This window comes from Pseudomonas paraversuta, assembly GCF_904063065.1.
GTDB classification, from domain to species: Bacteria; Pseudomonadota; Gammaproteobacteria; order Pseudomonadales; family Pseudomonadaceae; genus Aquipseudomonas; species Aquipseudomonas paraversuta.
Genome location: NZ_CAJFCL010000011.1, coordinates 19,001 through 44,981, shown reverse-complemented (window position 1 = coordinate 44,981; position 25,981 = coordinate 19,001). Strand labels below are relative to the sequence as shown.

25 protein-coding genes are annotated in these 25,981 nt (G+C 59.4%); 11 read left to right on the top strand and 14 right to left on the bottom strand.

Going from position 1 to position 25,981, the window contains the following annotated elements:
- Positions 1–2: 2 nt before the first annotated feature.
- From mltB to JQ845_RS20340, 7 genes are all read left to right on the top strand, one after another.
- Positions 3–1,025, top strand: a complete 1,023-nt coding sequence (gene mltB, locus JQ845_RS20370; protein WP_177413000.1) for a lytic murein transglycosylase B — start codon at positions 3–5, stop codon at positions 1,023–1,025.
- Positions 1,025–2,011: a septal ring lytic transglycosylase RlpA family protein gene (locus JQ845_RS20365; RefSeq protein ID WP_160626705.1), complete on the top strand. Its 987-nt coding sequence runs from the start codon at positions 1,025–1,027 to the stop codon at positions 2,009–2,011. The genes mltB and JQ845_RS20365 overlap by 1 nt, the downstream gene beginning before the upstream one ends.
- 175 nt (positions 2,012–2,186) lie before the next feature.
- Positions 2,187–3,344, top strand: coding sequence for a D-alanyl-D-alanine carboxypeptidase family protein (locus tag JQ845_RS20360; RefSeq protein ID WP_003444180.1), 1,158 nt, complete (start codon positions 2,187–2,189; stop codon positions 3,342–3,344).
- 78 nt (positions 3,345–3,422) lie between these two features.
- Positions 3,423–3,698: a DUF493 domain-containing protein gene (locus tag JQ845_RS20355; protein ID WP_003444178.1), complete on the top strand. Its 276-nt coding sequence runs from the start codon at positions 3,423–3,425 to the stop codon at positions 3,696–3,698.
- On the top strand, positions 3,698–4,345 hold the full coding sequence (lipB, locus tag JQ845_RS20350) for a lipoyl(octanoyl) transferase LipB (protein WP_003444175.1): 648 nt from the start codon (positions 3,698–3,700) through the stop codon (positions 4,343–4,345). The genes JQ845_RS20355 and lipB overlap by 1 nt, the downstream gene beginning before the upstream one ends.
- Before the next feature lies 1 nt (position 4,346).
- The gene (gene lipA, locus JQ845_RS20345) at positions 4,347–5,387 is read left to right on the top strand and encodes a lipoyl synthase (RefSeq protein WP_060696818.1); all 1,041 of its coding nucleotides are present in this window, start codon (positions 4,347–4,349) and stop codon (positions 5,385–5,387) included.
- Positions 5,388–5,391: 4 nt separating this feature from the next.
- On the top strand, positions 5,392–6,336 hold the full coding sequence (locus JQ845_RS20340; RefSeq protein ID WP_010655475.1) for a S66 peptidase family protein: 945 nt from the start codon (positions 5,392–5,394) through the stop codon (positions 6,334–6,336).
- A 17-nt stretch (positions 6,337–6,353) separates the two neighbouring features.
- Here JQ845_RS20340 and JQ845_RS20335 read toward each other — a convergent pair whose 3' ends face one another.
- The 5 genes from JQ845_RS20335 to leuS form a co-directional block, all read right to left on the bottom strand.
- The gene (locus JQ845_RS20335) at positions 6,354–7,664 is read right to left on the bottom strand and encodes a lytic murein transglycosylase (RefSeq protein WP_203009402.1); all 1,311 of its coding nucleotides are present in this window, start codon (positions 7,662–7,664) and stop codon (positions 6,354–6,356) included.
- A 50-nt stretch (positions 7,665–7,714) separates the two neighbouring features.
- Complete coding sequence (arfA, locus tag JQ845_RS20330; protein ID WP_003444166.1) at positions 7,715–7,864, bottom strand: alternative ribosome rescue factor ArfA; 150 nt, start codon at positions 7,862–7,864, stop codon at positions 7,715–7,717.
- A gap of 90 nt (positions 7,865–7,954) precedes the next feature.
- The gene (gene holA / locus JQ845_RS20325; protein WP_003444164.1) at positions 7,955–8,992 is read right to left on the bottom strand and encodes a DNA polymerase III subunit delta; all 1,038 of its coding nucleotides are present in this window, start codon (positions 8,990–8,992) and stop codon (positions 7,955–7,957) included.
- 43 nt (positions 8,993–9,035) lie between these two features.
- The gene (locus JQ845_RS20320; RefSeq protein WP_003444161.1) at positions 9,036–9,641 is read right to left on the bottom strand and encodes an LPS-assembly lipoprotein LptE; all 606 of its coding nucleotides are present in this window, start codon (positions 9,639–9,641) and stop codon (positions 9,036–9,038) included.
- A 90-nt stretch (positions 9,642–9,731) separates the two neighbouring features.
- Positions 9,732–12,338 carry a leucine--tRNA ligase gene (gene leuS, locus JQ845_RS20315; protein ID WP_003444158.1) on the bottom strand — a complete coding sequence of 869 codons (2,607 nt, stop codon included), beginning with the start codon at positions 12,336–12,338 and terminating at the stop codon, positions 9,732–9,734.
- Positions 12,339–12,571: 233 nt separating this feature from the next.
- On the opposite strand from leuS, the gene JQ845_RS20310 reads away from it, so the two are divergent.
- Entirely contained in the window at positions 12,572–12,859 is a 288-nt protein-coding gene (locus tag JQ845_RS20310) for a hypothetical protein (RefSeq protein ID WP_203009401.1), read from the top strand.
- 151 nt (positions 12,860–13,010) lie between these two features.
- A complete protein-coding gene (locus JQ845_RS20305) occupies positions 13,011–13,772 on the top strand; it encodes a YdcF family protein (protein WP_203009400.1) in 762 nt (253 codons plus the stop codon).
- 128 nt (positions 13,773–13,900) lie between these two features.
- On the opposite strand, the gene lnt is transcribed toward JQ845_RS20305, so the two are convergent.
- The 5 genes from lnt to miaB all read right to left on the bottom strand — a co-directional run bounded on the left by lnt (position 13,901) and on the right by miaB (position 19,290).
- Positions 13,901–15,424 carry an apolipoprotein N-acyltransferase gene (lnt, locus tag JQ845_RS20300; RefSeq protein ID WP_010655478.1) on the bottom strand — a complete coding sequence of 508 codons (1,524 nt, stop codon included), beginning with the start codon at positions 15,422–15,424 and terminating at the stop codon, positions 13,901–13,903.
- Positions 15,425–15,445: 21 nt separating this feature from the next.
- Positions 15,446–16,285: an HlyC/CorC family transporter gene (locus JQ845_RS20295; RefSeq protein ID WP_003444149.1), complete on the bottom strand. Its 840-nt coding sequence runs from the start codon at positions 16,283–16,285 to the stop codon at positions 15,446–15,448.
- 38 nt (positions 16,286–16,323) lie between these two features.
- Positions 16,324–16,785, bottom strand: coding sequence for an rRNA maturation RNase YbeY (ybeY, locus tag JQ845_RS20290; RefSeq protein ID WP_003444147.1), 462 nt, complete (start codon positions 16,783–16,785; stop codon positions 16,324–16,326).
- Positions 16,778–17,797, bottom strand: a complete 1,020-nt coding sequence (locus tag JQ845_RS20285) for a PhoH family protein (protein ID WP_003444145.1) — start codon at positions 17,795–17,797, stop codon at positions 16,778–16,780. The genes ybeY and JQ845_RS20285 overlap by 8 nt, the downstream gene beginning before the upstream one ends.
- 164 nt (positions 17,798–17,961) lie before the next feature.
- A complete protein-coding gene (miaB, locus tag JQ845_RS20280; protein ID WP_003444143.1) occupies positions 17,962–19,290 on the bottom strand; it encodes a tRNA (N6-isopentenyl adenosine(37)-C2)-methylthiotransferase MiaB in 1,329 nt (442 codons plus the stop codon).
- Between the two features lie 120 nt (positions 19,291–19,410).
- Between miaB and JQ845_RS20275 the strand changes: the two genes are divergently transcribed.
- Complete coding sequence (locus JQ845_RS20275; RefSeq protein ID WP_003444141.1) at positions 19,411–19,737, top strand: DUF1820 family protein; 327 nt, start codon at positions 19,411–19,413, stop codon at positions 19,735–19,737.
- 41 nt (positions 19,738–19,778) lie between these two features.
- On the opposite strand, the gene JQ845_RS20270 is transcribed toward JQ845_RS20275, so the two are convergent.
- The 4 genes from JQ845_RS20270 to JQ845_RS20255 all read right to left on the bottom strand — a co-directional run bounded on the left by JQ845_RS20270 (position 19,779) and on the right by JQ845_RS20255 (position 23,303).
- Positions 19,779–20,327, bottom strand: a complete 549-nt coding sequence (locus JQ845_RS20270) for a tetratricopeptide repeat protein (protein WP_003444140.1) — start codon at positions 20,325–20,327, stop codon at positions 19,779–19,781.
- 223 nt (positions 20,328–20,550) lie between these two features.
- On the bottom strand, positions 20,551–21,834 hold the full coding sequence (gene hemL / locus JQ845_RS20265) for a glutamate-1-semialdehyde 2,1-aminomutase (RefSeq protein ID WP_003444137.1): 1,284 nt from the start codon (positions 21,832–21,834) through the stop codon (positions 20,551–20,553).
- A 31-nt stretch (positions 21,835–21,865) separates the two neighbouring features.
- Positions 21,866–22,489: a thiamine phosphate synthase gene (thiE, locus tag JQ845_RS20260; protein WP_203009399.1), complete on the bottom strand. Its 624-nt coding sequence runs from the start codon at positions 22,487–22,489 to the stop codon at positions 21,866–21,868.
- A 16-nt stretch (positions 22,490–22,505) separates the two neighbouring features.
- The gene (locus tag JQ845_RS20255) at positions 22,506–23,303 is read right to left on the bottom strand and encodes a hydroxymethylpyrimidine/phosphomethylpyrimidine kinase (protein ID WP_203009398.1); all 798 of its coding nucleotides are present in this window, start codon (positions 23,301–23,303) and stop codon (positions 22,506–22,508) included.
- 284 nt (positions 23,304–23,587) lie between these two features.
- Here JQ845_RS20255 and JQ845_RS20250 point away from each other — a divergent pair, with 284 nt between their 5' ends.
- A complete protein-coding gene (locus JQ845_RS20250; RefSeq protein WP_203009397.1) occupies positions 23,588–25,960 on the top strand; it encodes a hybrid sensor histidine kinase/response regulator in 2,373 nt (790 codons plus the stop codon).
- The last annotated feature ends 21 nt before the right edge of the window (positions 25,961–25,981 follow it).

Here is a 25,981-nt window from a genome sequence, read left to right as displayed (position 1 = left end):
AGGTGAAGAATTCAATGCAAGTAATGCGTGGCTGGGCCGCTCGATACGCGTCCTGGATGGGCCTGCTGGGTCTGTTCGGGGCAGCGCAGGGCGCGGTGGCCGGCGACTATGAAGGCTCGCCCCAGGTGGCTGAGTTTGTCGGTGAAATGACTCGCGATTACGGGTTTGCCGGCGAGCAGCTGATGGCCGTGTTCCGTGATGCCGAGCGCAAGCAAAGCATCCTCGATGCGATCTCGCGTCCGGCCGAGCGGGTCAAACAGTGGAAGGAATACCGCCCGATCTTTATCTCTGACGCCCGTGTGGCCCGGGGTGTGGATTTCTGGCGCGAGCACGAAGCCGTGCTGGCCCGTGCCGAGAAGGAGTATGGGGTTCCGGCCCAGGTCATTGTGTCGATTATCGGTGTCGAAACCTTTTACGGGCGCAACACCGGTAGCTATCGGGTGATTGATGCGCTGTCGACCCTGGGTTTTGACTACCCGCCGCGCGCCGAGTTTTTCCGCAAGGAGTTGCGTGAATTTCTGCTGCTGACCCGCGAAGAACAAGTCGATCCGCTGAGCCTCAAGGGCTCTTATGCCGGGGCCATGGGGTTGCCGCAGTTCATGCCGAGCAGCTTTCGTGCCTACGCAGTGGACTTCGACGGCGATGGCCACATTAATATCTGGAGCAATCCGGACGACGCCATCGGCAGTGTTGCCAGTTACTTCAAGCGTCACGGCTGGGTGGCCGGTGAACCGGTGGTGGTGCGTGCCGACGTACAGGGCGACAGGGCAGATGAAGGCTTGACCCAGGGCATCGAACCGGTCAAAACCGTCGGGGAGTTGCGAGCGCTGGGCTGGTCGGGTCATGATGCGCTGCCGGACGACCTGCCGGTCACGGCGTTCCGTCTTGAAGGCGTCAATGGCCCTGAATACTGGATGGGCCTGAAGAATTTTTATGCGATCACGCGCTATAACCGCAGCGTGATGTACGCCATGGCAGTGCATCAACTGTCCGACTTGCTGGTTCAAGCACGGGGCAACAAGTAATGCCGTTTCTAGCAATCCGCACACCTCTTAAACTCGCAACCTGCGCCGCTATTGCGCTGCTGGTGGTGAGCTGCACCAGCAGTCGTCCGAACAGCCCGCAAAAGCCGACGGCCGTTGTTTCCAAACCGGGGCTGGACATCAACCGTGCCCACAAGGACGGTGCGCCGTGGTGGGACGTCGATGTTTCGCGCATCCCGGACGCGACGCCGACCCTGCACTCCGGTCCTTACAAGGCCGCGCCGTACTCGGTGCTGGGCAAGACCTACTTCCCGATGCAAGAGTCCAAGACCTACGTGGCCTCGGGCACGGCGTCCTGGTACGGCACCAAGTTCCATGGCCAGAACACCGCCAATGGCGAGGTTTATGACCTGTACGGCATGAGCGCGGCGCACAAGACCCTGCCACTGCCCAGCTATGTCAAGGTAACCAACCTGGATAACGGCAAGGCCGTGGTATTGCGGGTCAACGACCGTGGCCCGTTTTATTCGGACCGCATCATCGACCTGTCCTACGCAGCCGCCAAGAAACTGGGCTATGCCGAAACCGGCACCGCACGGGTCAAGGTTGAAGGCATTGACCCGCAAGCCTGGTGGGCGCAACGTGGGCGCCCGGCGCCATTGATGCTCAATGAGCCGAAAGTGGCCCAGAACACCGCCCCGACAGTGACGACCGGCAAGGTCGAGCAATGGACGCCGCCAGCCCAGCAGCATGCCGCCGATGTCGTGCCGGTCAATCCGATGGTCAAAGGCCAGGGCACGTATTTGCAGGTTGGCGCTTTTGCCAATCCGGATGCCGCCGAGTTGCTTCGTTCCAAACTCAGTGGCATGGTCAGCGCTCCCGTGTTCATCAGCTCGGTTGTGCGTAATCAACAAACCTTGCACCGCGTTCGCATGGGGCCGATTGCCTCGGTAAATGAAGTGCAGCAGACACAAAACAGCGTGCGACTGGCCAATTTGGGCCAGCCGAGCGTTGTGACCGATCAGTAACACCGGTTAAAGCGTTGTGCCTCCAGGCCTGGGGGCGCAAACGCAGTTGCAAGGGCCAAGAACAAAAGCCCTTCGAGGGGCAGGTTTGCAACTGAATACGCGACAGCCAGTCAAACGGCTGTCAGAACAGTTTTGCCCGCGAGGGTAAGTTTCCATTAACAATTTCGAGAGACGGATGAACATCACCACCTTTGCCAAACGCCTGTGCCTGCTTGTCCCGCTGATCATCACCCCGGCTGCCTGGGCAGTCGAGATGATGCCGTCGCCGCCACAACTGGCTGCCAAGGCCTATGTCCTGATGGATGCCAACAGCGGTAACGTGCTGGTTGAAAACAACGGCGACCAGCGTCTGCCGCCGGCCAGCCTGACCAAGCTGATGACCGCTTACATCGCGACCCTGGAAATCCGTCGCGGCCAGATCGGCGAGAACGATCCGGTAACTGTCAGCGAGAACGCCTGGCGCACCGGTGGTTCGCGGATGTTCATCAAGGTAGGTACCCAGGTTTCGGTCAGCGACCTGCTGCACGGGATCATCATTCAGTCGGGTAACGATGCCAGCGTAGCCCTGGCCGAGCACATTGCCGGCAGCGAAGATGCGTTCGCCGACATGATGAACAAGACCGCCGGTGAGTTGGGCATGACCAACAGCCACTTCATGAACCCGACCGGCCTGCCGAACCCGGATCACTATTCGTCTGCCCACGACATGTCGTTGCTGGCACGCGCGATCATCCACGAAGATCCGACTCACTACGCGATCTACTCGCAGAAAGAGTTCTTCTGGAACGGTATCAAGCAGCCTAACCGCAACCTGTTGCTGTGGCGCGACAAGACCGTTGATGGTCTGAAAACCGGTCACACCGACGAAGCCGGCTACTGCATGGTGTCTTCGGCTGTTCGCGATGGCATGCGTCTGATTGCTGTGGTATTCGGTACCAACAGCGAAGCGGCACGTGCTGCTGAAACCCAGAAGCTGCTGACCTACGGTTTCCGTTTCTTCGAAACCCAGACCTTCTACCAGAAGGGTGTTGAACTGGCTCAGGCTCCTGTCTGGAAAGGCACCACCAATCAGGTCAAAGCCGGTCTGGCTGAAGATTTGACCCTGACCTTGCCTAAAGGCCAATTGAAAAAGCTGGCTGCAAGCATGACCATGAATCCTCAGCTGATGGCGCCTATTGCCAAAGGCGACGTGATCGGCAAGGTTGAAGTCAAACTTGACGACAAGGTCGTGCACAGCGCTGACCTGATTGCACTTGAGCCTGTCGAGGAAGGTGGTATTTTCCGACGCGTATGGGACAGCATCCGTCTATTCTTTTACGGCCTGTTCAACTGATTGCACTCACCTGTATGACCCCGCGCTTACCCTGCGCGGGGCACGTATGTAGTTCTGGGCTTACGAGGCCGATACGCCATGACCGATACCGAAGTAAAGGCGCCAAAGATCGAATTTCCGAACGTTGATTATCCGGTTAAGGTGATCAGCGACACGGGTGTGGGCAATAAGGACAAGATCATCGATATCGTGAAAAAGCACGCGACGGTAAACGATGATCGTGTTGACGAGCGCCAGAGCACCAATGGCAAGTACACCACGATCCAGTTGCACATCGTTGCGACCGATCAGGACCAGCTGTACAACATCAACAGTGAACTGCGAGCCACCGGCTTCGTGCACATGGTGCTTTGATGTCGCAGGTGCTGGGTATTCGCGAGCTGGGTGTGGCCGACTATGAGTCCACCTGGCTGGCGATGAAGCACTTTACCGACGGTCGCGACAAGCACACGGCGGACGAAGTCTGGCTGGTGCAGCATCCGCCGGTATTTACCCAGGGGCAGGCAGGCAAGGCCGAACATCTGCTGCTGCCGGGGGATATCCCGGTGGTCAAGTCCGACCGCGGTGGCCAGGTGACCTACCACGGTCCCGGGCAGCTGGTCGCATACCTGATGCTCGACGTACGGCGCCTCGGTTTTGGCGTACGTGATCTGGTTACCCGGATCGAGCATTGCCTGATCGACCTGCTCGCCAGCTACGGCGTGACCGCCGCAGCCAAACCTGATGCGCCAGGGGTGTATGTTGAGGGGGCTAAAATCGCCTCCCTGGGCCTGCGAATTCGCAATGGCTGCTCTTTCCACGGCCTGGCACTGAATGTGGACATGGACCTGGAACCGTTTCGACGGATTAACCCCTGTGGCTATGCGGGGCTGGCGATGACCCAGTTGCGTGACCATGCAGGGCCGATTGAATTTGCCGAGGTAGGTGCCCGGCTGCGTACGCAGCTCGTCAAACACCTCGACTATGCTGAGCAGACGACCCTTACGGGCGGAATTGATTGATATGACTACTGCGCAAGACGCTGTTCAAACCCTGATCCCTACGCTGGATATCTCAGAACGTGTGGCCCGTGCGAACGAGGCCCGTTCCAAGGTCGAGACCGGCGTTAAATTGCGCGGTGCCGAGAAGGTTGCGCGTATCCCGGTAAAAATCATTCCGACCACCGAGCTGCCGAAGAAACCGGACTGGATTCGCGTGCGCATCCCGGTCTCGCCGGAGGTCGACCGCATCAAGGCGCTGCTGCGCAAGCACAAGCTGCACAGCGTGTGCGAAGAAGCATCCTGCCCGAACCTGGGCGAATGCTTCTCGGGTGGTACCGCGACCTTCATGATCATGGGTGACATCTGCACCCGTCGCTGCCCGTTCTGCGACGTTGGCCACGGCCGGCCGAAGCCGCTGGACGTGAATGAACCGCAAAGCCTGGCGATTGCCATCGCTGACCTGGGCTTGAAGTACGTGGTGATCACCTCGGTGGACCGTGACGACCTGCGTGATGGCGGTGCCCAGCACTTTGCCGACTGCATCCGCGAAATCCGCAAGTTGTCGCCGAACGTGCTGCTCGAGACCCTGGTGCCCGATTACCGTGGCCGGATGGACGTGGCACTGGAAATCACTGCTGCCGAGCCGCCTGATGTGTTCAACCATAACCTCGAAACCGTGCCGCGCCTGTACAAGGCTGCACGTCCGGGTTCTGACTATCAGTGGTCGCTGACCTTGCTGCAGCGCTTCAAGCAAATGATGCCGCACATCCCGACCAAATCCGGCCTGATGCTGGGTCTGGGCGAGACGGACGAAGAAGTCATTGAAGTGATGAAGCGCATGCGCGAACACGACATCGACATGCTGACCCTGGGCCAGTACCTGCAACCGTCGCGCAGCCACTTGCCGGTACAGCGTTTCGTGCACCCGGACGTATTCGCCTGGTTTGCCGAAGAAGGCTACAAAATGGGCTTCAAAAACGTGGCGTCGGGCCCTCTGGTACGTTCGTCGTACCACGCCGACGAACAGGCCAAGCTGGTCAAGACCATGTTGGTAGGCGCCTGACGCCATGAATAGCCGGCTCACCGCGCAGGTGTCTTACAAGGCCCACAGCGCGGTGCCCGCGCTTCCCGCTGGCGGGGTGATCGCCCTGATCGCCCCGGCAGGTCCCGCCGAACTGGATCTCGAACTCGCCACCCAATGGATGGCCGCACGCGGCTATCAGCTTCGGGTATTGCCGGGGGTGTGGGAAAAGGATGGCTATCTTGCAGGTTCAGACGCTGTTCGCTTGCGTGATTTGCACGATGCATTTGCGGATGAAAGTGTTGATGCCATTTTCTGTTTGCGCGGTGGCTATGGCAGCCCGCGCCTGCTGGCAGGTATCGATTTTGCGTTGCTGCGCCGCAACCCCAAGCCTTTTGTGGGGTACAGCGACATCACCGCGCTGCATCTGGCGATCACCCGTTATGCAGGCTTCGTGACCTTTCACGGGGCAATGCTGAACGCCGATTTGCTGGGTAACAAGCTGGAGCCGACCGAGTCCGGTTTATGGCAGATGTTGAGCGGGCAGCAATCGCCCGTCCTGGAGCATCCGCCAGCCTTTGCCCTGACCACCCTGGCCCCGGGCAGTGCCAGCGGCCGCTTGCTGGGCGGCAACCTGTCGATGATCTGCGCCACCATCGGTTCAGCGTTTGAGCTGGACGATGAAGGCATCATTCTGTTTATCGAAGACGTCAACGAGCCTTTGTACCGGGTCGATCGCCTGCTTACGCACTTGCGTCTGGCAGGTAAGCTGAATCGGCTGCGTGGTGTTCTGGTGGGGGATTTCGCCGGGGTTGATAGCGTGGCGCTGCACCGGCTGCTCCAGCAGGAGCTGGGGCCTTTGGGCATACCGGTACTGGCTGGCTGGCGCAGCGGGCATTGCAATCCAAACCTGACGTTGCCACTGGGGGCTCAGGTCAGGCTGGATGCGGACCAACAGCAGTTGGTGCTCGAACAGCCAGTTGTAACCTGACCCTTACCCCTTCGCACCTACTGGCGCAAACTCTCCAGCAACTTGTGACTCGGGTAGCCGTCTGCCGGCCAGCCCAGGGCTTGCTGTGCGCTGCGGATTGCTTTGCGGGTGTTGGCACCAATGATGCCATCGGCATTGCCGGCATCGTAGTTGCGCTGGCTGAGCAGGGTTTGCAGCTCGACACGCTCGGAACGGCTCAGCGGTCGCTCATCTTTTGGCCACTCGCCCAAAATAACCCCGCCGCCGTTGAAGCGCTCGGACAACAGGCCCACGGCCAGTGCATAGGACGATGAGTTGTTGTAGCGCAGAATGGCGCGGAAGTTATCCAGCACCAGGAAAGCCGGGCCCCGGTAACCGGCAGGCAGTAGCAGGGTGGCACTCAGCGGTTCGGAGCCGGCAGGCAAGGTGGCGCTGCCTGTCAGTGAAACGCCCAGTTTCTGCCATTCGCCGACGCTTTTTCTGATCGCGCCATCAGCCAGTGCATAGTCGAAACCGGCGGGCAGTCTCACTTCAAAACCCCAGGGCTGGCCTTGCTTCCAGCCGGAGCTCTGCAAATAGTGGGCAGTCGATGCCAGGGCATCCGCCGAGCTGTTCCAGATATCCCGACGGCCGTCACCATCGAAATCCACTGCGTGGGTTTCATAGGTGGTCGGAATGAACTGGGTCTGGCCCATGGCGCCGGCCCAGGAGCCGAGCATCTTGTCGGGGGTTACATCGCCTTCCTGGATGATCTTCAGTTCGGCGATCAGTTGGCTCTGCGCAAATTCCGGACGGCGCCCTTCGTAGGCCAGGGTGGCCAGTGAGCGAATCACTGACTTATTGCCCTGGAACGTACCGAAGTTGCTTTCCATGCCCCATACCGACACCAGGGCCTGGCGATCAACGCCATAACGCTGCTCGATCTGGCTCAGCAGTTCGGCGTTTTGTTCCAGCAGGCGCAGGCCATTACGCACGCGCAACGGCGATAGCGCGCCATCGAGGTATTCCCACACCGGACGGCTGAACTCGGGCTGGCTGCGGTCGGCCTTGATCACGCTCATGTCGGGGGTGAGGCCACTAAAGGCGTTATCGAACACCTCGGGGCGGATCCCGGCCTTGAGTGCCTGCTCGCGGAAGTTGGCTTGCCACTCGCTGAAGCTTTGGGCGGGGGCAATGACGGGCATGTCGGCGATGGCCACACCAGGGGTCGCCACGGGAGCGGCGGGTGTGACAGGCAGAGGCTGAGCATCGGCTGCGGTGGGCTTTTCTGCGCAGGCGACTAGAAGAATGACGCTGGAAGCAGCGATCAGTTGGCGCATCGGCCAACCACGTTTATGACTTAGGGGCATGCGCAGGTCCAGGTAATGCAAAACAGATGCAGACCTTATCATCCCCGCCGTCAGGCAGCCAGAAAGTAAAAAGCCTCCCGGTCTCTCGACTGGAAGGCTTCGCGGCGGTAGCTGCCTTTGCCTTTGGCGGGGCGTTCCTGGCGGCTGCGGAACAAGGGTTGGGCGACGATGGATTTGGCCTTGTTGGGGCGCTTGCTCATGGCATTTGCTCTCGCTTGGTTTGAACAGACGCAAATCATCGGCCAGATTTTTTGCGTTGTCCAGTACCGTCAAAGCCAGCTCCCGCAGGATTATTCCGCAGGTAGATTCAGTCGTTGCCCACACATCAGCAGTGTTAATCGACTCAGGCTGCTCCAGGCGGACCCGCCTGCCTGCCCCTTGATTTGTGCATCGATGCGTTGCGCGTCCATCAGCAGTTGTGCCCAGCGTTGCGCTGAATAGCGTTGCAGGGCTTTGCTCATCAACGGTTTGCGCTTGTCCCAGACGGGCGGTCGGGCCTGGCTGAAGGCTTTGTCCAGCGGGATGCCCTGGCTGTATTGCAGCGCAATATTGGCCAGCACCCGGAGTTCGCGGGCCAGTGCCCACAAGATGACCGGCGGCTCAACACCCTCGCCGCGCAGGCCTTCGAGCATGCGCAGGGCGTGGGCTGCCTCTCCATTGAGTACGGCATCGACCAGGCCAAACACATCAAACCGCGCGCTGTCAGCCACTGCAGCCTGTACGGTTTCGACGGTGATCTGGCCTTCTTCAGCCATCAGCTTGAGCTTTTCGACTTCTTGCGCGGCTGCCAGCAGGTTGCCTTCGACCCGTGCCGCAATCAGTTCGACTGCGTCCTGGCTGGCGGACAGGCCCGCCTGAGACAAGCGCTGGCGAATCCATTGCGGCAACTGACTGGCATCCACTGGCCAGATCTGTACGAACTGGGTTTGTGGGCCCTCGATCAGTGCTTTGCCCCATTTGGTCTTCTGTGCGCTGCCATCGAGCTTGGGCAGGCTGACGAGCAATAAAGTGTCTTCGGCAGGGCGCGAGCAGTATTCGATCAGGGCAGCTGCGCCTTTGTCTCCGGGCTTGCCCGAAGGCAGGCGCAGTTCCAGCAGACGCTTTTCGGCAAACAGCGACATGCTGGCGCCCGCTTGCAACAACGAACCCCAGTCAAAACTGGCGTCGGCGCTGAAAACCTGGCGCTCATCGAAACCTTGCTGGCGTGCAGCGCTGCGAATGGCATCGGCCGCTTCCTGGCACAGCAGCGGGTCATCGCCGCTGACGATGTAGACCGGGGCAAGGCTGCCTTGCAGGTGTTTGGCGAGTTGGGCGGGGGCGAGTTTCATAGGGGCTTGATAGATAGCGGGGCGCCTGAGCGCCCCGTATGCCTTACTGGTTTTGCAGTTCGAGTGGCGACTGTTGAGGGGTTGCCTCTTGAGCCTTGCGTGCAGCGTCGAGGGCTGCGGCCTCGGCCCGGGCCTTCTCGTCAGCGACCTTTTGCAGATCGGCCAGGCGTTCTGGTGTCAGTTGCTCAAGACGCAGGACCATTTGTTGCACGAGATCGCGGCGCATTTCCTTGCGAGCCATTGCTGCTTCCTGGGCGGAGCCGGTGATGTTGCTCGGGTCCTGCAGGTAAATCTTGTGCACTTCTAGCTTGTTGTTGAGCAATGCCAGATTGTTATTACCCTGAATCTCGTAGTTAAGTACGTTCGTCAGTTCATATTCGACCGAGTTACCGGTACCGGCGTAGCTGGCTGCACGCTGGGATTCTTGTTCGTTGGTCAGTATCAGTTTGTAAGGTGCGCTGGCGGTGATTTTAACGCCGCTGTTTTCCAGCGTCTGGCGCAGCTCGCGCACAGTATCGCCGTAGGCGTTACGCGCAGTGAGATCAAGCTCGGTGATTGTCAGCTGATTGGTGCCGGTACCGCGCAGCTGGAAGCCGCAGGCACTCAACAGAACAGCGAGACCCATCACCAGCAAATTGCGTTTGATCATGTGTAGCTCCCCTTGAAACCAGATAGGCCGACTGAGCGGCCCTGAAGGTTTTATTGGGCGCCCGCACTGGGGGCGGGCGCCTGTTCCAATTTAGCTGGCGACGATATTGACCAGTTTGCCTGGCACAACGATCACTTTGCGGATCGTCAGGCCTTCGGTAAAGCGCAGCACGTTTTCGTTGGTGCGGGCAGCCGCCTCAACGTCTTCACGGCTGGCACCGGCCGGCATCTCGATATGACCGCGCAATTTGCCATTGACCTGGATAACCAGCTGCAAGGTGTCTTGAACCAGTGCATTTTCGTCCAGCGTCGGCCATGGCGCGTCGATGACTGCACCGGCGTGGCCCAGCTGGTTCCACAGCTCATGGCTGATGTGCGGCGTGATGGGGGCCAGTACCAATGCAACTGTCTCAAGGCCTTCCTGCAGCAAGGCGCGATCCTGTTCGGTGGCTTGGGGTGCTTTTTCGAGCACGTTCATCACGGTCATCACCTGGGCGACGGCAGTGTTGAATTTGTGATGCTGACCGACATCCAGGCTGGCTTGCTTGATGGCCTGGTGGATAGCGCGACGGATTACTTTTTGCCCGTCGTTCAGGGTAGCGATGTCCAGTGCTTGCGGCAGGCCCTGGCCAACGTGGGCGTGAGCCAGGCGCCATACGCGCTTGAGAAAACGGTGTGAACCTTCAACACCCGAATCCGACCACTCCAGGCTGGCGTCAGGCGGCGATGCAAACATCATGAACAGGCGGCAGGTATCGGCGCCGTATTGTTCGATCATGGATTGCGGGTCAACGCCGTTGTTCAGCGACTTGGACATTTTCTGCGTGCCGCCGATTTCCACCGGCAGGCCGTCGCTCTTCAGCGTGGCGCCGATGATCTTGGCCTTGGCGTCACGTTCGATGACAACGTCGTCAGGGTTGAAGAAGTCCTTGCCGCCGTTGTCCAGCGTACGGAAGTAAGTGTCGGCGATCACCATGCCTTGGGTCAGCAGGTTCTTGAACGGCTCGTTGGAGCTCACCAGGCCTTCGTCGCGCATCAGCTTGTGGAAGAAGCGTGCATAAAGCAGGTGCAGGATGGCGTGTTCGATACCGCCAATGTACTGATCAACCGGTAGCCAGTGGTCAGCCGCCGACTTTTCAACCAGGCCGCCTTCATAGTGGGGCGAGGCGTAGCGGGCGTAGTACCACGACGACTCGACGAAGGTGTCCATCGTGTCGGTTTCGCGTTTGGCCGGTGCGCCGCATTTAGGGCAGCTGCACTCGTAGAACTCAGGCATGCGCGCCAATGGCGAGCCGGCGCCATCGGGCACGACGTCTTCCGGCAGCACGACAGGCAACTGGTCTTGTGGTACCGGAACGTCACCGCAGGTATCGCAGTGCACGATCGGGATCGGGCAGCCCCAGTAACGTTGGCGGCTGATGCCCCAGTCGCGCAGGCGGAACTGGGTGCGGGATTGACCCAGGCCTTTGGCGGTCAGGGCCGCTTCCATGGCGTCGAATGCAGCCTGGAAGTCCAGACCGTCGAATTCGCCGGAATTGATCAGGAGGCCGTGTTCGTTATAAGCCGCTTGCCACGGAGCCGGTGTCTCGTCGCCAGCGCTGGTGCGAACAACCGGCTTGATCGGCAAGTTGTACTTGGTGGCGAATTCGAAATCGCGCTCGTCATGTGCCGGAACAGCCATGACTGCGCCATCGCCGTAATGCATCAATACATAGTTGGCGACCCATACCGGGAGCTTTTCACCGGTCAGCGGGTGCTTGACGAACAGCGGGGTTGGCAGGCCCTTTTTCTCCTGGGTCGCCATGTCGGCTTCGGCAACACTGCCGCCCTTGCATTCAGCGATGAACGCTTGCAGCTCGGGATTGCCTTGTGCAGCCTGGGTCGCCAGCGGGTGCTCGGCAGCCACGGCCACGTAAGTCGCGCCCATCAGGGTGTCTGGACGGGTGGTGAAAACCTTGAGCGTACCCGCTTCGCCGATGGAGTCGACGTCGTAGGGGAACTGCACTTCCATGCCGCGGGATTTGCCAATCCAGTTGCGCTGCATGGTTTTGACCTGCTCCGGCCAGCCGGGCATGTCATCGAGGCCTTCAAGCAGTTCATCTGCGTAGGCAGTGATCTTGAAGTAGTACATCGGGATTTCGCGCTTCTCGATCACCGCGCCGGAACGCCAGCCGCGGCCGTCGATCACTTGCTCGTTGGCCAGAACGGTCTGGTCAACCGGGTCCCAGTTCACGGTGCCGTTTTTACGATAGATCACGCCTTTTTCGAACAGGCGAGTGAACAGCCATTGTTCCCAGCGGTAGTAATCGGGCTTGCAGGTAGTGATTTCCCGGGACCAGTCCACAGCCAGGCCGAGACTGCGCAGCTGGGTTTTCATGTAGGCAATGTTTTCGTAGGTCCACTTGGCCGGCGCGACGTTGTTCTTCATCGCGGCGTTTTCGGCAGGCATGCCGAAGGCGTCCCAGCCCATGGGCTGCAGGACGTTTTTGCCAAGCATGCGCTGGTAACGGGAGATCACGTCACCGATGGTGTAGTTACGCACATGCCCCATGTGTAGCTTGCCGCTTGGGTACGGGAACATCGATAGGCAGTAGTAGGTTTCCTTGCCTAGATCTTCGCTGACTTCGAAGGACTTTTGGTTGTCCCAGAATGATTGGGCGGCGGCTTCTATTTCACGGGGCTGATATTGTTCGTGCATGGCTACTTGTACTAATAAAGGGTGGCCTAATCCTCTTCAACTTATACCGGCTATTGTGTTGCCCGGTCAGGTTGGAGCAGGGGTTACAGGAAGTCCCGTAGCATACATGACCCCACTCTATCGAGGGAAACCCTGATTGCCTCATCACTCCGTTGGTCGCAGCAGCACGCTGGTTTTTGAAGCGCAGCTAAACTCTGCGAGGGGAAGAACTATTTCCTTAATGAGGTGAACGGATGGCAGAGACGCAACGCAAAGCTATAAAAACGCAGGTGTATGAGCGGCTGATTGATCGTTTGAGTGTGGCTCTTGATTCAGCAAACACGGCAGTTCGATTACGAGACGAACGTCCTGTCGAGCTGGAACTGCGTGGTTTGAGTCGTGCCGAGTTGGAGTTGATCAACGTCTATTTGAACCGGATCGGGCGTGAGGCTGATGGACGCTCGCAAGGCAGCATGAACGAACGGGATACCCGCCCCAGGGCCAAGGTCATCTGGCTGAAGGACAGGGTACAGGGAGTATAGGGGCACTCGGCGTTTCGGCCGGCCCATGATGCAAACTGTGTCACGACACAGGTACCCTCGGTATGACGTAACAGGTGTTTGAGTTTTTGACCTGCCCTGTTGATGCGTCGCTTTAACCCCCTTAGGCTTCGGGCATCTGTGGAGATGCCCGATGCCTATTCGATATTTCGTTAAACAACTTCTTTTACCCCCCGGAATTCTCTTGCTGTTGCTGGTGCTCGCCTGGTGGCTACGTAGCACCCGTCCGCGGCTGGCCGGCGTGCTGTTTGCATTGGGGGTAGGCGGTTTGTGGCTGATGAGTTTGCCGGTGGTCGTGCAATGGGGCGCCCGCGCGATCGAGCGTGAGCCGGCATTGGCCCCCAGCGAATGGTCGACCCTGGCCGGGCGTGCGGATGCCATTGTGGTGCTCGGCTCCGGACGCGAGCGGGGTGACCCTGCATGGGGCAGCGACCAGCCCACGGCAATGGGCCTGGAGCGCCAGCGTTATGCCGCCCGGCTGGCCAAGGCTTCGGGTTTGCCGGTATTGACCACGGGTGGCCTGCATTACGGCACACCGCCCAGTGAGGCACAGATGATGGCGGACTCGTTGCGCGATGATTTCGGGGTGCAAGTACGCTGGAAGGAAGAGCAAAGCCGGACCACGTGGGAAAACGCACAGATGACGGCCGACATCCTTCTGGCGCAAGGCATCAGGCGGGTAGTGGTGGTCACCCAGGCCTGGCATATGCCGCGTTCGGTGTGGAGTTTTCAACAGGCAGGGTTTGAGGTAGTGCCGGCCCCGGTCGGTTTCTTCAGCGCTGATAGCGAGAGACCGCTGGGTGGCTGGATGCCAGAGTACAAATCGTTCTGGCAGTCCGGGCTGTTGCTTAATGAAGCGGTGGGGCAGATTGCCTACCCCTGGTTGTATCGCTGACTGCACAGTGCTTTTTTGCGGGAGCTGGCTTGGCAGCGTACAGGAAATTCGATTTACCCTGCCGGCTGTGGCGACTCCATCGCTGACAAGCCGGCTCCCACGATATTCCTTTTAGCTGTGCTTGCGCATCACACCGTCTTGGCAATCCGGCTGGTGATCAGTGCCCAGCCTAACAGCAGGCAGCACAAAATGATCAGTGGCCATGAGCGCCATTGCAGATAAGGCGTGAGGTTGTGCATCGGCACCACTTCGCCGTACATGATGCCGCGCTCGAATTGCGGAATTTGTGTGGTGATTTGCCCGTTCGGGTCAATAAGTGCAGTGACACCATTGTTGGTTGCCCGAATCATCCAGCGCCCGGCTTCAAGCGCGCGCATTTGCGCCATCTGCAGATGTTGCAGCGGGCCAATAGAGGTGCCGAACCAGGTGTCGTTGCTGATGGTCAACAAAATATCGCTCTGGGCGGCAAGGCCGGCCACGAATTCCGGGTACACCACTTCATAGCAAATCAGCGGCGCGATCTGATAGCCCTTGGCTTGCAGCATGGCCTGGTCGGCCGGGCCCCGAGCAAAGTCGGACATCGGCAGATCAAAGAACGCAATGACCCCGCGCAGCACGTCCTGAAGCGGAACGTATTCGCCAAACGGCACCAGCTTCTGCTTCAGATAGCTGCCATCACCCTCGCCAACGGCGGTGATACCATTGAAATAGCGCGATTCATGGCGCACTTCCTGGCGAATCGGCACGCCGGTAATCAGCGCTGAATTCCGCTCGGCAGCGAAGCGGCTCATCATGCTCAGGAAGCCTTCGGCGTTCTCCTTGAGCACCGGGACCGCTGTTTCTGGCCAGATAATCAGGTCGGCCCGTTTAGAGCTGAATGTCATGTCGCGGTACAGCGCCAGCTGTGCATCAAGCTGTGCCGGGTCCCATTTCATGCTTTGTTCGATGTTGCCCTGAATCGCCGCAACACTTAGCGGGTCACCCGAGGGGCTGGTCCAGGCGTGATGCTTGAGCGCCATGCCGATGCCCCACGGACCGATCAGCAGCGCGGCGCCGGCAACCACAAAGGCTTTGTTTTTGGCCTTGATCAGGCGTGGCAGGTTGCACAACAAGGCTGCGGTCAGTGCCAGAGTGAAGGAAATCAGCCACATGCCTCCCAGCGGGGCAAGCCCGGCCAGAGGTCCGTCAAGTTGGCTGTAACCCGAATAGAGCCAGGGGAAACCGGTGAGGAACCAGCCGCGAAAGGCTTCCTGGACCACCCACAGCGCCGCAAACGCCAGCGTGTCCGCCAGTGGAGCTTCATTGCGCCGGATCCAGCGTGCCCAGATCCAGGCTGGCAGGGCGAAGAACCAGGCAATTGCCGCCGTAAAGGCCAGCATCAACAGTCCCGCCAGCAGCACGGATGCGCCACCAAAGTGGTGAATGCTGTAGTAAATCCAGCTGGTGCCGGCGCCGAAGAGGCCAAAGCCATAACACCAGCCACGGCCCAGCGCCTGTTTTGGCGACAGGTCGCGCAGACCGAGATAGAACAGGGCCAGGGCTACCAGTGCCAGTGGCCAGATATCGAAGGGGGCCAACGCCAGGGTTGTCAGTGCGCCGGCCACCACGGCCAGCAAGTTACCGGGCCAGCCGGGGGGTGTTATCCAGCGCATTTCAATCCTTAGGGTTTGGGTTTAGCGGGCAATAGGCGTCAGACGAATCAAATGAATCCGGCGGCTGTCAGCATTCAGGATGCGGAAGCGGTAAGGACCTATTTCAGTGATTTCGTTGCGTTTTGGCAAGTGCCCGAATGCACTCATGACCAGGCCGCCCACGGTATCGAATTCATCGTCGGAGAATTCGCTGTCGAAGAACTCGTTGAAGTTCTCGATGGGGGTCAGGGCCTTGATCAGGAAGTCGCCGCTGGGCAGCGGTTTGATATAGCTGTCTTCTTCAACATCGTGCTCGTCTTCGATATCGCCGACGATTTGCTCCAGCACGTCTTCAATCGTCACCAGACCGGCCACACCGCCGTATTCGTCAATCACGATGGCCATGTGGTTATGGTTGGCGCGGAACTCGCGCAACAGTACGTTAAGGCGCTTGGACTCAGGGACAAAGGTCGCCGGACGCAGCAAATCCTTGATGTTGTACTTGTCGCCGTTCTCTTGAAGGATCAGCGGCAGCAGGTCTTTGGCCAGGAGGACGCCCAGGACGTCGTCGTGACTTTCGCCGATCACCGGGTAGCGCGAGTGCGCCGCATCGATGATCGCCGGGAGAAACTCGCGGGGTGTCTGGGTCGCCTTGATGCTGATCATCTGCGAGCGCGGAACCATGATGTCCCGTACCTGCAGGTCAGCCACCTGGATGGCGCCTTCGACGATGGCCAGTGCTTCACTGTCCAGCAGTTTGTTCTGGTGTGCTTCGCGCAGCAGCTCAAGCAGCTCCTGGCGGTTTTTCGGCTCATGGGCAAAGGCCTGGGTCAGTTTACCTAACCATGACTTTTGCCCGTTGCTCGATCGGTCTTCGCTCATAGCGATTTACTCGTATCCCTTGGTAGTTTTAGTGGGTGTTAATCAGCTTCGTCGTCTGCATAGGGGTCAGGGTGACCCAGCTCTGCAAGCAACGTTCGTTCCAGCGCTTCCATCTCTTCGGCTTCTTCATCTTCTATATGGTCGTAACCCAGAAGATGCAAGCAGCCGTGAATCACCAGGTGAGCCCAGTGGGCGTCCAGCGCCTTGCCTTGCTCTGCCGCTTCGCGCTCAACCACCGCAACACAAATCACCAGATCACCGAGTAACGGAATATCCAGGAATTCGTCTGGCACGTCGGCCGGGAAGGACAGAACGTTGGTTGCGTAGTCTTTCTGGCGCCAGGTGCGATTGAGTTCACGGCCTTCGGCTTCGTCGACCAGGCGAATGGTCATTTCCGAGTCGGCAGTACGTTGGCGCAAAGCCAGTTCGCACCATTGGCGGAACCGGGCTTCGTCGGGGGCAGGCGCATCAGTGGCCCGTTGCAGGTCAAGCTCAAGCATCGCGGCGGTAATCCTTTGCAGCGGGCAGTGCGGCCAGCTTGTCTGCAGCTTCCTGTTCATAGCGCCCGTAGGCTTCTACGATGCGCTGCACCAGAGGATGGCGCACGACATCTTTGGACTGGAAGTGGGTGAAACTGATGCCCGGTACATCCTTGAGCACTTCGATGACATGGTTGAGCCCGGACTTGGTGCCTTTTGGCAGGTCAATCTGGGTAATGTCACCGGTGATCACGGCGGTAGAGCCGAAGCCGATACGGGTCAGGAACATTTTCATTTGCTCGACGGTGGTGTTCTGGCTTTCGTCGAGAATGATGAAGCTGTTGTTCAGCGTGCGACCGCGCATATAGGCCAGGGGCGCCACTTCAATGACCTGGCGTTCGATAAGCTTGGCCACATATTCAAAGCCCAGCATCTCGTACAGCGCGTCATACAACGGGCGCAGATACGGGTCGATTTTTTGCGACAGGTCGCCGGGCAGGAAGCCGAGCTTTTCGCCCGCTTCGACCGCCGGGCGCACCAGCAGGATGCGGCGGATTTGCTCGCGCTCCAGAGCATCCACGGCACAGGCCACGGCCAGGTAGGTCTTGCCGGTACCGGCCGGGCCAATGCCGAAGTTGATGTCGTTGCCCAGGATTTCTTTGACGTAGCGCTGCTGGTTGATGCCGCGAGGGCGAATCATGCCCTTTTTGGTGCGCAAAGCGATGCTGGCTTCAGCCACCGGGTTGCTGTCCAGGTCTTCTACTGCTGATTCTTGCAGGAACAGATGCACCATGTCCGGCGAAAGCTCGGAAGCCTTGGTTTCGCGGTACAGGCGGCGCAGCAGGTTTTCTGCGGAGGAGGTCAGTTTGGGGTCGCCGATCAATTCGAATTGATTGCCGCGATTGCGGATTTCGATCGTGAGACGTTGTTCGATCAAGCGCAAATGCTCGTCGAATTGTCCGCACAGATTGGCGAAGCGGCGAGCCTCAAAAGGCTCAAGGAGAAAACGATGTGGTTCGATGGGTGCGTTCAAGGTCGTATTTAGCCGCCCTTAGGCAATTGAGATGAGTTGAAGGATAACGCTAGCAGACCTCGTACGAAAGGACTTCGCTAAATGTTTGACCTTCACTGCAGGAGCGAGCTTGCTTGCGAGCTTTTGAAAGCCAGCAGCTCGCTCCTGCAATATGGAAGGGTTGCTTAATTCAGCAGCGAGCCCCGCAGCGAGTGCGGCTGGGCGGCATCGATGTGTACGTCGGCAAATTGCCCGATCAGTTGCGGGTTGTCGCAGCGGAAGTTGACGATACGGTTGTTCTCGGTTCGGCCTTGCAGTTCACCGGGGTCTTTCTTCGAGTAGTCGGTGACCAGGATCCGCTGGGTTGAACCCACCATCTGTCGGCTGATCTCGAAACCCTGCTGATTCAGGCGATGCTGCAGCGCGTTCAGACGCTCTTTTTTACGCTCCTCCGGCGTCTCGTCAGCCAGGTCAGCCGCCGGAGTACCGGGGCGCTGGCTATAGACAAAGGAGTAAGAGAAGTCGAAGCCGACGTCTTCGATCAGCTTCATGGTCTGTTCGAAGTCTTTTTCGGTTTCGCCGGGGAAGCCGACAATAAAGTCTGAGCTGATGCAGATGCCCGGTACCGCAGCGCGCAACTTGCGCAGCTTGGACTTGTACTCCAGCGCCGTATGGTTGCGCTTCATCGCAGAGAGAATGCGGTCCGATCCCGACTGCACCGGCAAGTGCAGGTGTTTCACCAGTTCCGGCACCTCGGCGTGGGCCTGGATCAGGCTGTCGGAGAACTCCAGCGGGTGCGAGGTGGTGTAACGAATGCGCTCGATGCCGTCGATCGCCGCCACTACGCGAATCAGTTCGGCAAGGTCCGCCAGGCGGCCGCCTTCGGTCAGGCCGCGATAGCCATTAACGTTCTGACCCAGCAGGGTCACTTCACGTACGCCGTTTTCAGCCAGGTGCAGGACTTCGGCCAGCACGTCGTCGAAGGGGCGGCTGACTTCTTCGCCGCGGGTGTAGGGCACCACACAGAACGTGCAGTACTTGCTGCAGCCTTCCATCACCGAGACGTAGGCGCTCGGGCCGTCGATGCGGGGCTCCGGCAGGTGGTCAAACTTTTCTATTTCCGGGAACGAAACATCGACCTGCGGCAGCTTGGTGAGGCGTGCGGCGTCGATCATTTCAGGCAGGCGGTGCAAGGTCTGCGGGCCGAAAACCACGTCGACATAGGGCGCGCGATCACGGATCGCCGCGCCTTCCTGGCTGGCGACACAACCGCCCACGGCAATCACCATGTCGGGATTGGCCAGTTTCAACTCGCGCCAGCGGCCCAGCTGCGAATACACGCGGTCCTGGGCCCGTTCCCGGATCGAGCAGGTGTTAAGCAGGATGACATCAGCGTCTTCAGCGCGCGCTGTGACTTCCAGGGCCTGATGTTCACCCAGCAGGTCGACCATGCGCGAGCTGTCGTACTCATTCATCTGGCAACCGTGGGTTTCGATGTAAAGCTTCTTGGCCATGGGTGTTCATCAAGTGATTCAAAGAACCGCACATTATAGGGGGCATGGCCGCTGCTTCCTAGGGTGGCTATGCTATAGTTTGCGCCCTCTTTTTTATCCTTAGATGTTTACCCGCCCACCATGACCAAACGTGAAGCTCCAATCTACAAGGTGATTTTCCTCAACCAGGGCCAGGTGTTCGAAATGTACGCCAAGCAGATCTATCAAAGTGATCTGTGGGGTTTCCTGGAAGTAGAGGAATTCGTCTTCGGGGAGCGTACGCAAATGGTCGTCGATCCGAGCGAAGAAAAGCTCAAGGCTCAATTTGAAGGTGTTGTGCGCAGCTTTGTGCCAATGCACTCGATTGTGCGCATCGACGAGGTTGAGCGCCTGGGTACGCCAAAGATCAGCGAAGCACGTGGCATGAGCAACGTGATGCCGTTTCCGTTTCCGATGCCGGAGAAGTAGGGCTCAGGAACCTGTGCCGGCCCTGGAGTGTTGCGGGCAGGTCAGGGTAGCGGTGAGAACGGCGAGCGTCCGTCGGCCGATTGCAGTTCCAGCAAGTACTTGCGGAAAATCTGTCCCAGCACCTGGGTCGCGGTTTCGAGTTGGTCGCGGGGCATTTGCTCCGCCACCAGGTCGGCAGTGTCCAGTGCATCTTCGGCGCCATTGACGGCCGCCATTTTCAGCACGATATACGCCTGAATGTTATTGGCCGGTACGCCTTCGCCCTTGTAGAACATGGTGCCGAGCTGGAACTGGGCCATGGCGTGGCCTTGCAGCGACGCTTGCTCGAAGTAGCTCAGAGCCTTGTTGAGGTCGCGCGGGGTGTTTTTACCGTCGTAATAGAACTCGCCTAACTCGTATTCGGCTTCTGCATCCCCGTCTTTTGCCGCAGCTTCGCATGCAGCCAATGCCTCAGCCAGGTCTTCTGGTTGAGTATTCAGGGTGCAGCGACCCATTGCTGGGATCAACAACGAGTTACCGCCTGCCTGGACAAGCAGCGGCTGTAGGAGCAACAGGCAGCCCAGAGCAAGGGCGCGGCCGGTGCGGTTCATGGGAATCGACGTACCTCTGAAAGGCGGGCAAGCCCGGCCATGGGATGTATAGGCGCGCATTATGAAATAAGCGGAGGCAACCTTACAAAGTCTTTACTCGTTTTTCTGCTGCCTGAGCGCGATATCCATTGATTTAAGACGATTTTGGACAGGCGGCATAAACGAATGAGCCATAACCGGGATAAAAAACCGGCAAGGGGCTAAACCCTGCCGGTTTTGCGGGTTACTTCAGCGCGGCAAATGCGCGTTCCGCAGCATCCAGTGTCAGTTGCAACTCGGCATCGCCATGGGCGATCGAGGTGAAACCTGCTTCAAAGGCACTCGGCGCCAGGTACACGCCCCCTTCGAGCATCAGGTGGAAGAAGCGCTTGAACAGGTCGGCATCGCTGGCCATGACGTCTTCGAAGGTGACGATGTCATCGGCGCTGCTGAAGTACAGGCCAAACATGCCTCCGGCCTGGGTTGTAACAAATGGAATGCCGGCGGCATCGGCACGTTGCTGCAAGCCGTCGAGCAGGCGGGTGGTGTAGTCGCTCAGCTCGGCGTGGAAGCCCGGACGGCTGATCAGGCGCAGCGTGGTCAGGCCCGCAGCCATGGCCAGCGGGTTTCCGGACAGGGTGCCGGCCTGGTACACCGGGCCCAGTGGCGCGATGTGCTGCATGATTTCGCGTTTGCCGCCGAAGCAGCCTACTGGCATGCCGCCACCAATGATTTTGCCAAAGGTGCTCAGGTCCGGGGTTACGCCGTAATGGGCTTGGGCACCGCCCAGGGCGACGCGGAAACCGGTCATCACTTCGTCAAAAATCAATACCACGCCGTGTTTGTCACACAGGCTGCGCAAACCTTGCAGGAAGCCCGGAGCAGGTGGCACGCAGTTCATGTTGCCGGCCACCGGCTCGACAATGATGCAGGCCACGGTGTCGCCGACTTCGCTCAGCAGCTGTTCAACCGCGTCGATATCGTTGAAGGCAGTGGTCAGGGTGTGTTTGGCGAAGTCTGCAGGAACCCCGGCCGAACTCGGTACGCCTTGGGTCAGTGCGCCGGATCCGGCCTTGACCAGCAAGCTGTCCGAGTGCCCGTGATAGCAGCCTTCAAACTTGAGAATGTTGTCGCGACCGGTAAAGCCGCGGGCCAGACGAATGGCGCTCATGGTGGCTTCGGTGCCGGAGCTGACCATGCGCACCATTTCCATCGACGGCACAATCGAGCACACCAGATCGGCCATTTCGGTTTCCATGGCCGTCGGAGCGCCGTAGGACAAACCGTGCTCCAGTTGCGCCCGTACCGCATCCAGCACGTCCGGGTGGCTGTGGCCCAGAATCATCGGGCCCCACGAGCCGACGTAATCCACGTAGCGCTTGTTGTCTTCGTCGGTGACGTAGGCGCCTTCGGCGTGCTTGAAGAACAACGGAGTGCCGCCCACGCTTTTGAATGCACGGACAGGCGAGTTAACGCCGCCCGGAATGTGTTTTTGGGCGTTGGCAAACAGGGTTTCGGAACGAGACATGATGGGCTCTCTCTGAATCAGGATTCGGTATTTAAATGCGTAGCAAAGCGTTGAAGGCGCGAGCGCGGCGGGTCACTTCCCGGGTGCTGTCAGCACCAAACAGGCCGTGTACCACTGCCAGCAAATCGGCGCCGTGTTCCACCAATGGCGCTGCGTTATCCAGGGTGATGCCGCCAATCACACAAATCGGCAGGGCCAGTCGCGAGCGTGCCTGATCAAGCACGTCCAGGGTCGCGGTGGGAGCCCCGGGTTTGGTGCTGGAATTGAAGAAGCGGCCGAAGGCGACATAACTCGCGCCTTCCCCGGCGGCCTGCTCGGCCAGTTCAACCTGACTGTGGCAAGTGGCGCCAATGATCGCCTGTCGGCCCAGCAGGGCACGGGCGGGTGTCAGCGGGCCATCGGTCTGTCCGAGGTGCACGCCGACGCCAAGGCGCGCCGCCAGCTCGGCATCATCATTGATGACCAGGTGCGCCTTGTAGCGCTCACACAAAGTGCGCAAGGCCTCGGCTTCGCGAAGACGGCGGGCGTCGTCGCTGCTTTTGTCGCGATATTGCAACAGCGTCAGGCCGCCATCGAGGGCCGCCTCGACAAAAGGCAGCAGCTTGCCAGCCAGCAGCTGGCTGTCAGTGATTGCATACAGGCCGCGCAGGGTCATAGGTCGAGCCTCATGGTTACGAACAGAAGTCCAGCGGCAAGCGACGCGGGACAAACTGTCCCTGCCCCAGCTGCTCGGCATCACGCAACGTGCGCCACGTGTAATTGAGTGCGGTTTCTACTGCGCTGACCAGATTTTCGCCGATGGCCAGGCGCCCGGCCAGGGTGCTGGCCAGGGTGCAGCCCGAGCCGTGATAGCTGCCAGGTAAGCGATGGCAGGTAAAGGTGTGACGGCTGCCGTCGCGGCTGTAGAGGCGGTTATGGACTTTGTGTTCATCGCCGTGTCCGCCGGTGATGAGCAGGTGCTGGCAAAAGGGCAGCAGCTTTTCGGCGCATTCATCGGCGCTGCCGTCGGGCAGTTCGGCGAGGATGCGGGCTTCGGGGAGGTTCGGCGTGGCGATGGTGGCCAATGGCAGCAGACGCTCGCGCATGGCATAGCCCACTTCGTCCTTGCCCAGTCGTCCGCCACCGCCGGCCCGCAGCACCGGGTCACAGACCATCGGCAAGTGCGGGTGGGCCTGAAGCAGTTCGACCACGGTGTCGACCATTTCCAGTGAGCCGAGCATGCCCAGCTTGACGGCCGCAACCGTGGAGTCACTGAGCACGGCATTGGCCTGGGCCAGTACCCACTCGCGATCCAGCACGCGGAAATCGCTGACATTGACGGTATTCTGCACAGTCAGGGCGGTGACCACGGGAGCGGCATGACAACCTTGAACCAGCAGGGCTTCGATATCTGCCTGCAAGCCGGCACCCCCACTGGGGTCATGGCCGGAGAGACAGAGGACAACGGGGCGAGAACTGTAGATATTCATGGTGCGCGAGCTTACCACCAAACGCTTTTTTGGGGCGGCTTGCTCCGCGTCGGTCATCTGGCAGCCAGCAGATTTCATTTGCCGGTAAAAACATCCGGATAAACCGCGCCATGTCCTCTGTAATGGCCGTAATAGAGCCTTCGCTCATAATTTCACGGTGATGTGTATTTGCCACTAATGGCTATGCTAGAGTGACGTCAAATTAATAACAGGTCGTCGGGTCGACGTGCTCTCCAAGGGAACAGGAGCTTGCGCACGTCACCGGGGGCTACCGCTGGGGCTGTATGCGCTATTTGTTCGTGATGTTATTGGGCTGGCTACCGATGCTGGTCAGCGCAGTGGACTTCGATGAAACCACCCAGAGCCTGCCCTTGGGCCGGGTAATGCAAGTATTCGAAGACGTTGACGGTCAGGCGACGCTGGCAGATGTTATCGCCCGGGACGGTCTGTTCCGCAACCATGAGAAAGACTCGTTGAATGCGGGCTACTCGCACTCGGCTTTCTGGCTCAAGGTGGACTTGAGCTACCTGCCGCAGAACCCGAACATCCATCGCACCTGGCTGCTGGAACTGGCCTACCCGCCAATGGATCACATTGATCTGTATCTGGCCGACGCTTCAGGCAACTATCGCCTGGCCGAGCGCACCGGCGATGCACTGCCTTTCGACAGCCGACAGATAAAAGAAAACAATTACCTCTTTGAGCTCAACTTCAGCCCGGGGCAAAGCCAGACCGTGTATTTGCGTCTGGCCAGCCAGGGCTCGGTCCAGGCGCCGCTGACGCTGTGGTCGGCGCAGGCATACCTCGAACAGCAGCCGGTACGGATTTATATCCTGGGCCTGATTTATGGCGTATTGCTGGGGATGCTGGTCTACAACCTGTTTATCTACCTCAGTGTGCGGGACACCAGCTACCTCTATTACATTTTCTATATCGCCTCGTTCGGTTTGTACCAACTGTCCGTCAACGGCGCGGCGGTGCAGTACTTCTGGCCGAACAATCCGTGGTGGGCCAATGCCGCCACGCCATTTTTGATTGGCTCGGCGGCATTTTTCGGTTGCCAGTTCGCCCGCACCTTTTTACACACCGCCTCCCACAGCCGCTGGCTGGACCGTGCCCTGATGTTGCTGATGGCCGTGGGCGTACTAGTCATGGTGCTGGCCCTGACCACCAGCTATGCCGTGTCGTTGCGCCTGGCAACCGGCCTGGCCCTGGCATTCATCGTCACGATCTTCACCTCCGGCGTCGTGGCCTGGGTGCGCGGCTTGCGGGTGGCGCGCTACTTTGTGATCGCTTGGTCGGCCTTTTTGCTCGGCGGTCTGGTCAATACCCTGATGGTGCTGGGCTATCTGCCCAATGTATTCCTGACCATGTATGCCAGCCAGATCGGCTCGGCCATCGAGGTCGGCCTGTTGTCGCTGGCGCTCGCGGACCGGATCAATGCCATGCGTGACTTGCAGGCGCGGACGTTGCAAGAGTCCGGGCAGAAACTGGCCGCAATGAACCAGCAACTGGCCCACACCAACCAGCTTAAAGATGAGTTTCTGGCAACCGTCACCCATGAATTGCGCACGCCAATGAACGGTGTGATCGGCTCTCTGGAGTTGATCAAAACCCTGGACATGAGCCCCGAGCTTGAACTTTACACCCAGACTGCCGAGGGCTCGGCGCGAGAAATGATGCATATGGTCAATGGCATCCTGGCCCTCACAGAGCTGCAGGCCGGCCGGCTTGGCATGCGCGCGCAGTCCTTTGCTTTGAGCGAGCTGGTGCAGAGCCTGAGCGATCAGTACGGGCCGACTGCACGCAACAAGGGGCTGCAATTTTCCTATGAGATAGCGCGCAACCTGCCCGATCAATGGGTCGGCGATGTCGACAAGATTCGTCAGTGTCTGGAGTGCCTGCTGGATAACGCCATCAAGTTCACTCGCGTCGGCGGGGTGATTCTACGGGTCACCGGCAAAACCGCAGGGCCGGGACGCTGGGCGCTGGCCTTGAATGTGATCGACAGCGGAATCGGCTTTGTCCACATTGAAGAGGCCGAGCTGTACCAGAACTTCTTCCAGGTCGATGGCTCCATGACCCGCAGCTACGGTGGTCTGGGTATCGGTCTGGCGATCTGTCGGCGTTTGGTGGAACTGCTGGGCGGGCGCCTGACCCATCACTCGCAACCGGGCCAGGGTTCGCAGTTCCAGCTGTTGCTGGAGCTTGAATCGCCGCTTGAGAGCACGCAGCAGGCTGAGGGCCTGAGCCGAACCCCGAACGAGTGTGTGGTCTTGCTGGTGGAGGACAGCAGCCCCGGCCAGGTAGTACTGCGCGGCATGCTGCTCAAGCTGGGTTATCGGGTGCTGAGTGTCGACAGTGGCGGGGAGGCAATCGATGTTCTGCGTCGCGAACGGGTAGATGCCGTGGTGCTGGGATGCCCGTTGAACCTGGTCTCGGGGACGTCGATGGGCGGCCAGCTGCTGACCCTGGCGGCCTGTGCGAAGCTGCCGGTACTGGCGCTGTTTGAATCTGAAACCGAGGCCCGGCAAGCGCTGCAGCAGGTCGATGGCATCACTGACTACCTGATCAAGCCCGTGCGTTATGAAGACGTACAGCACCTGATGTCAGAGTGGTTGCTGCAGGGGCCTGAGGGCAAAAGCGCCGGACTTTAGACGCTTATACCCCTTGTGATG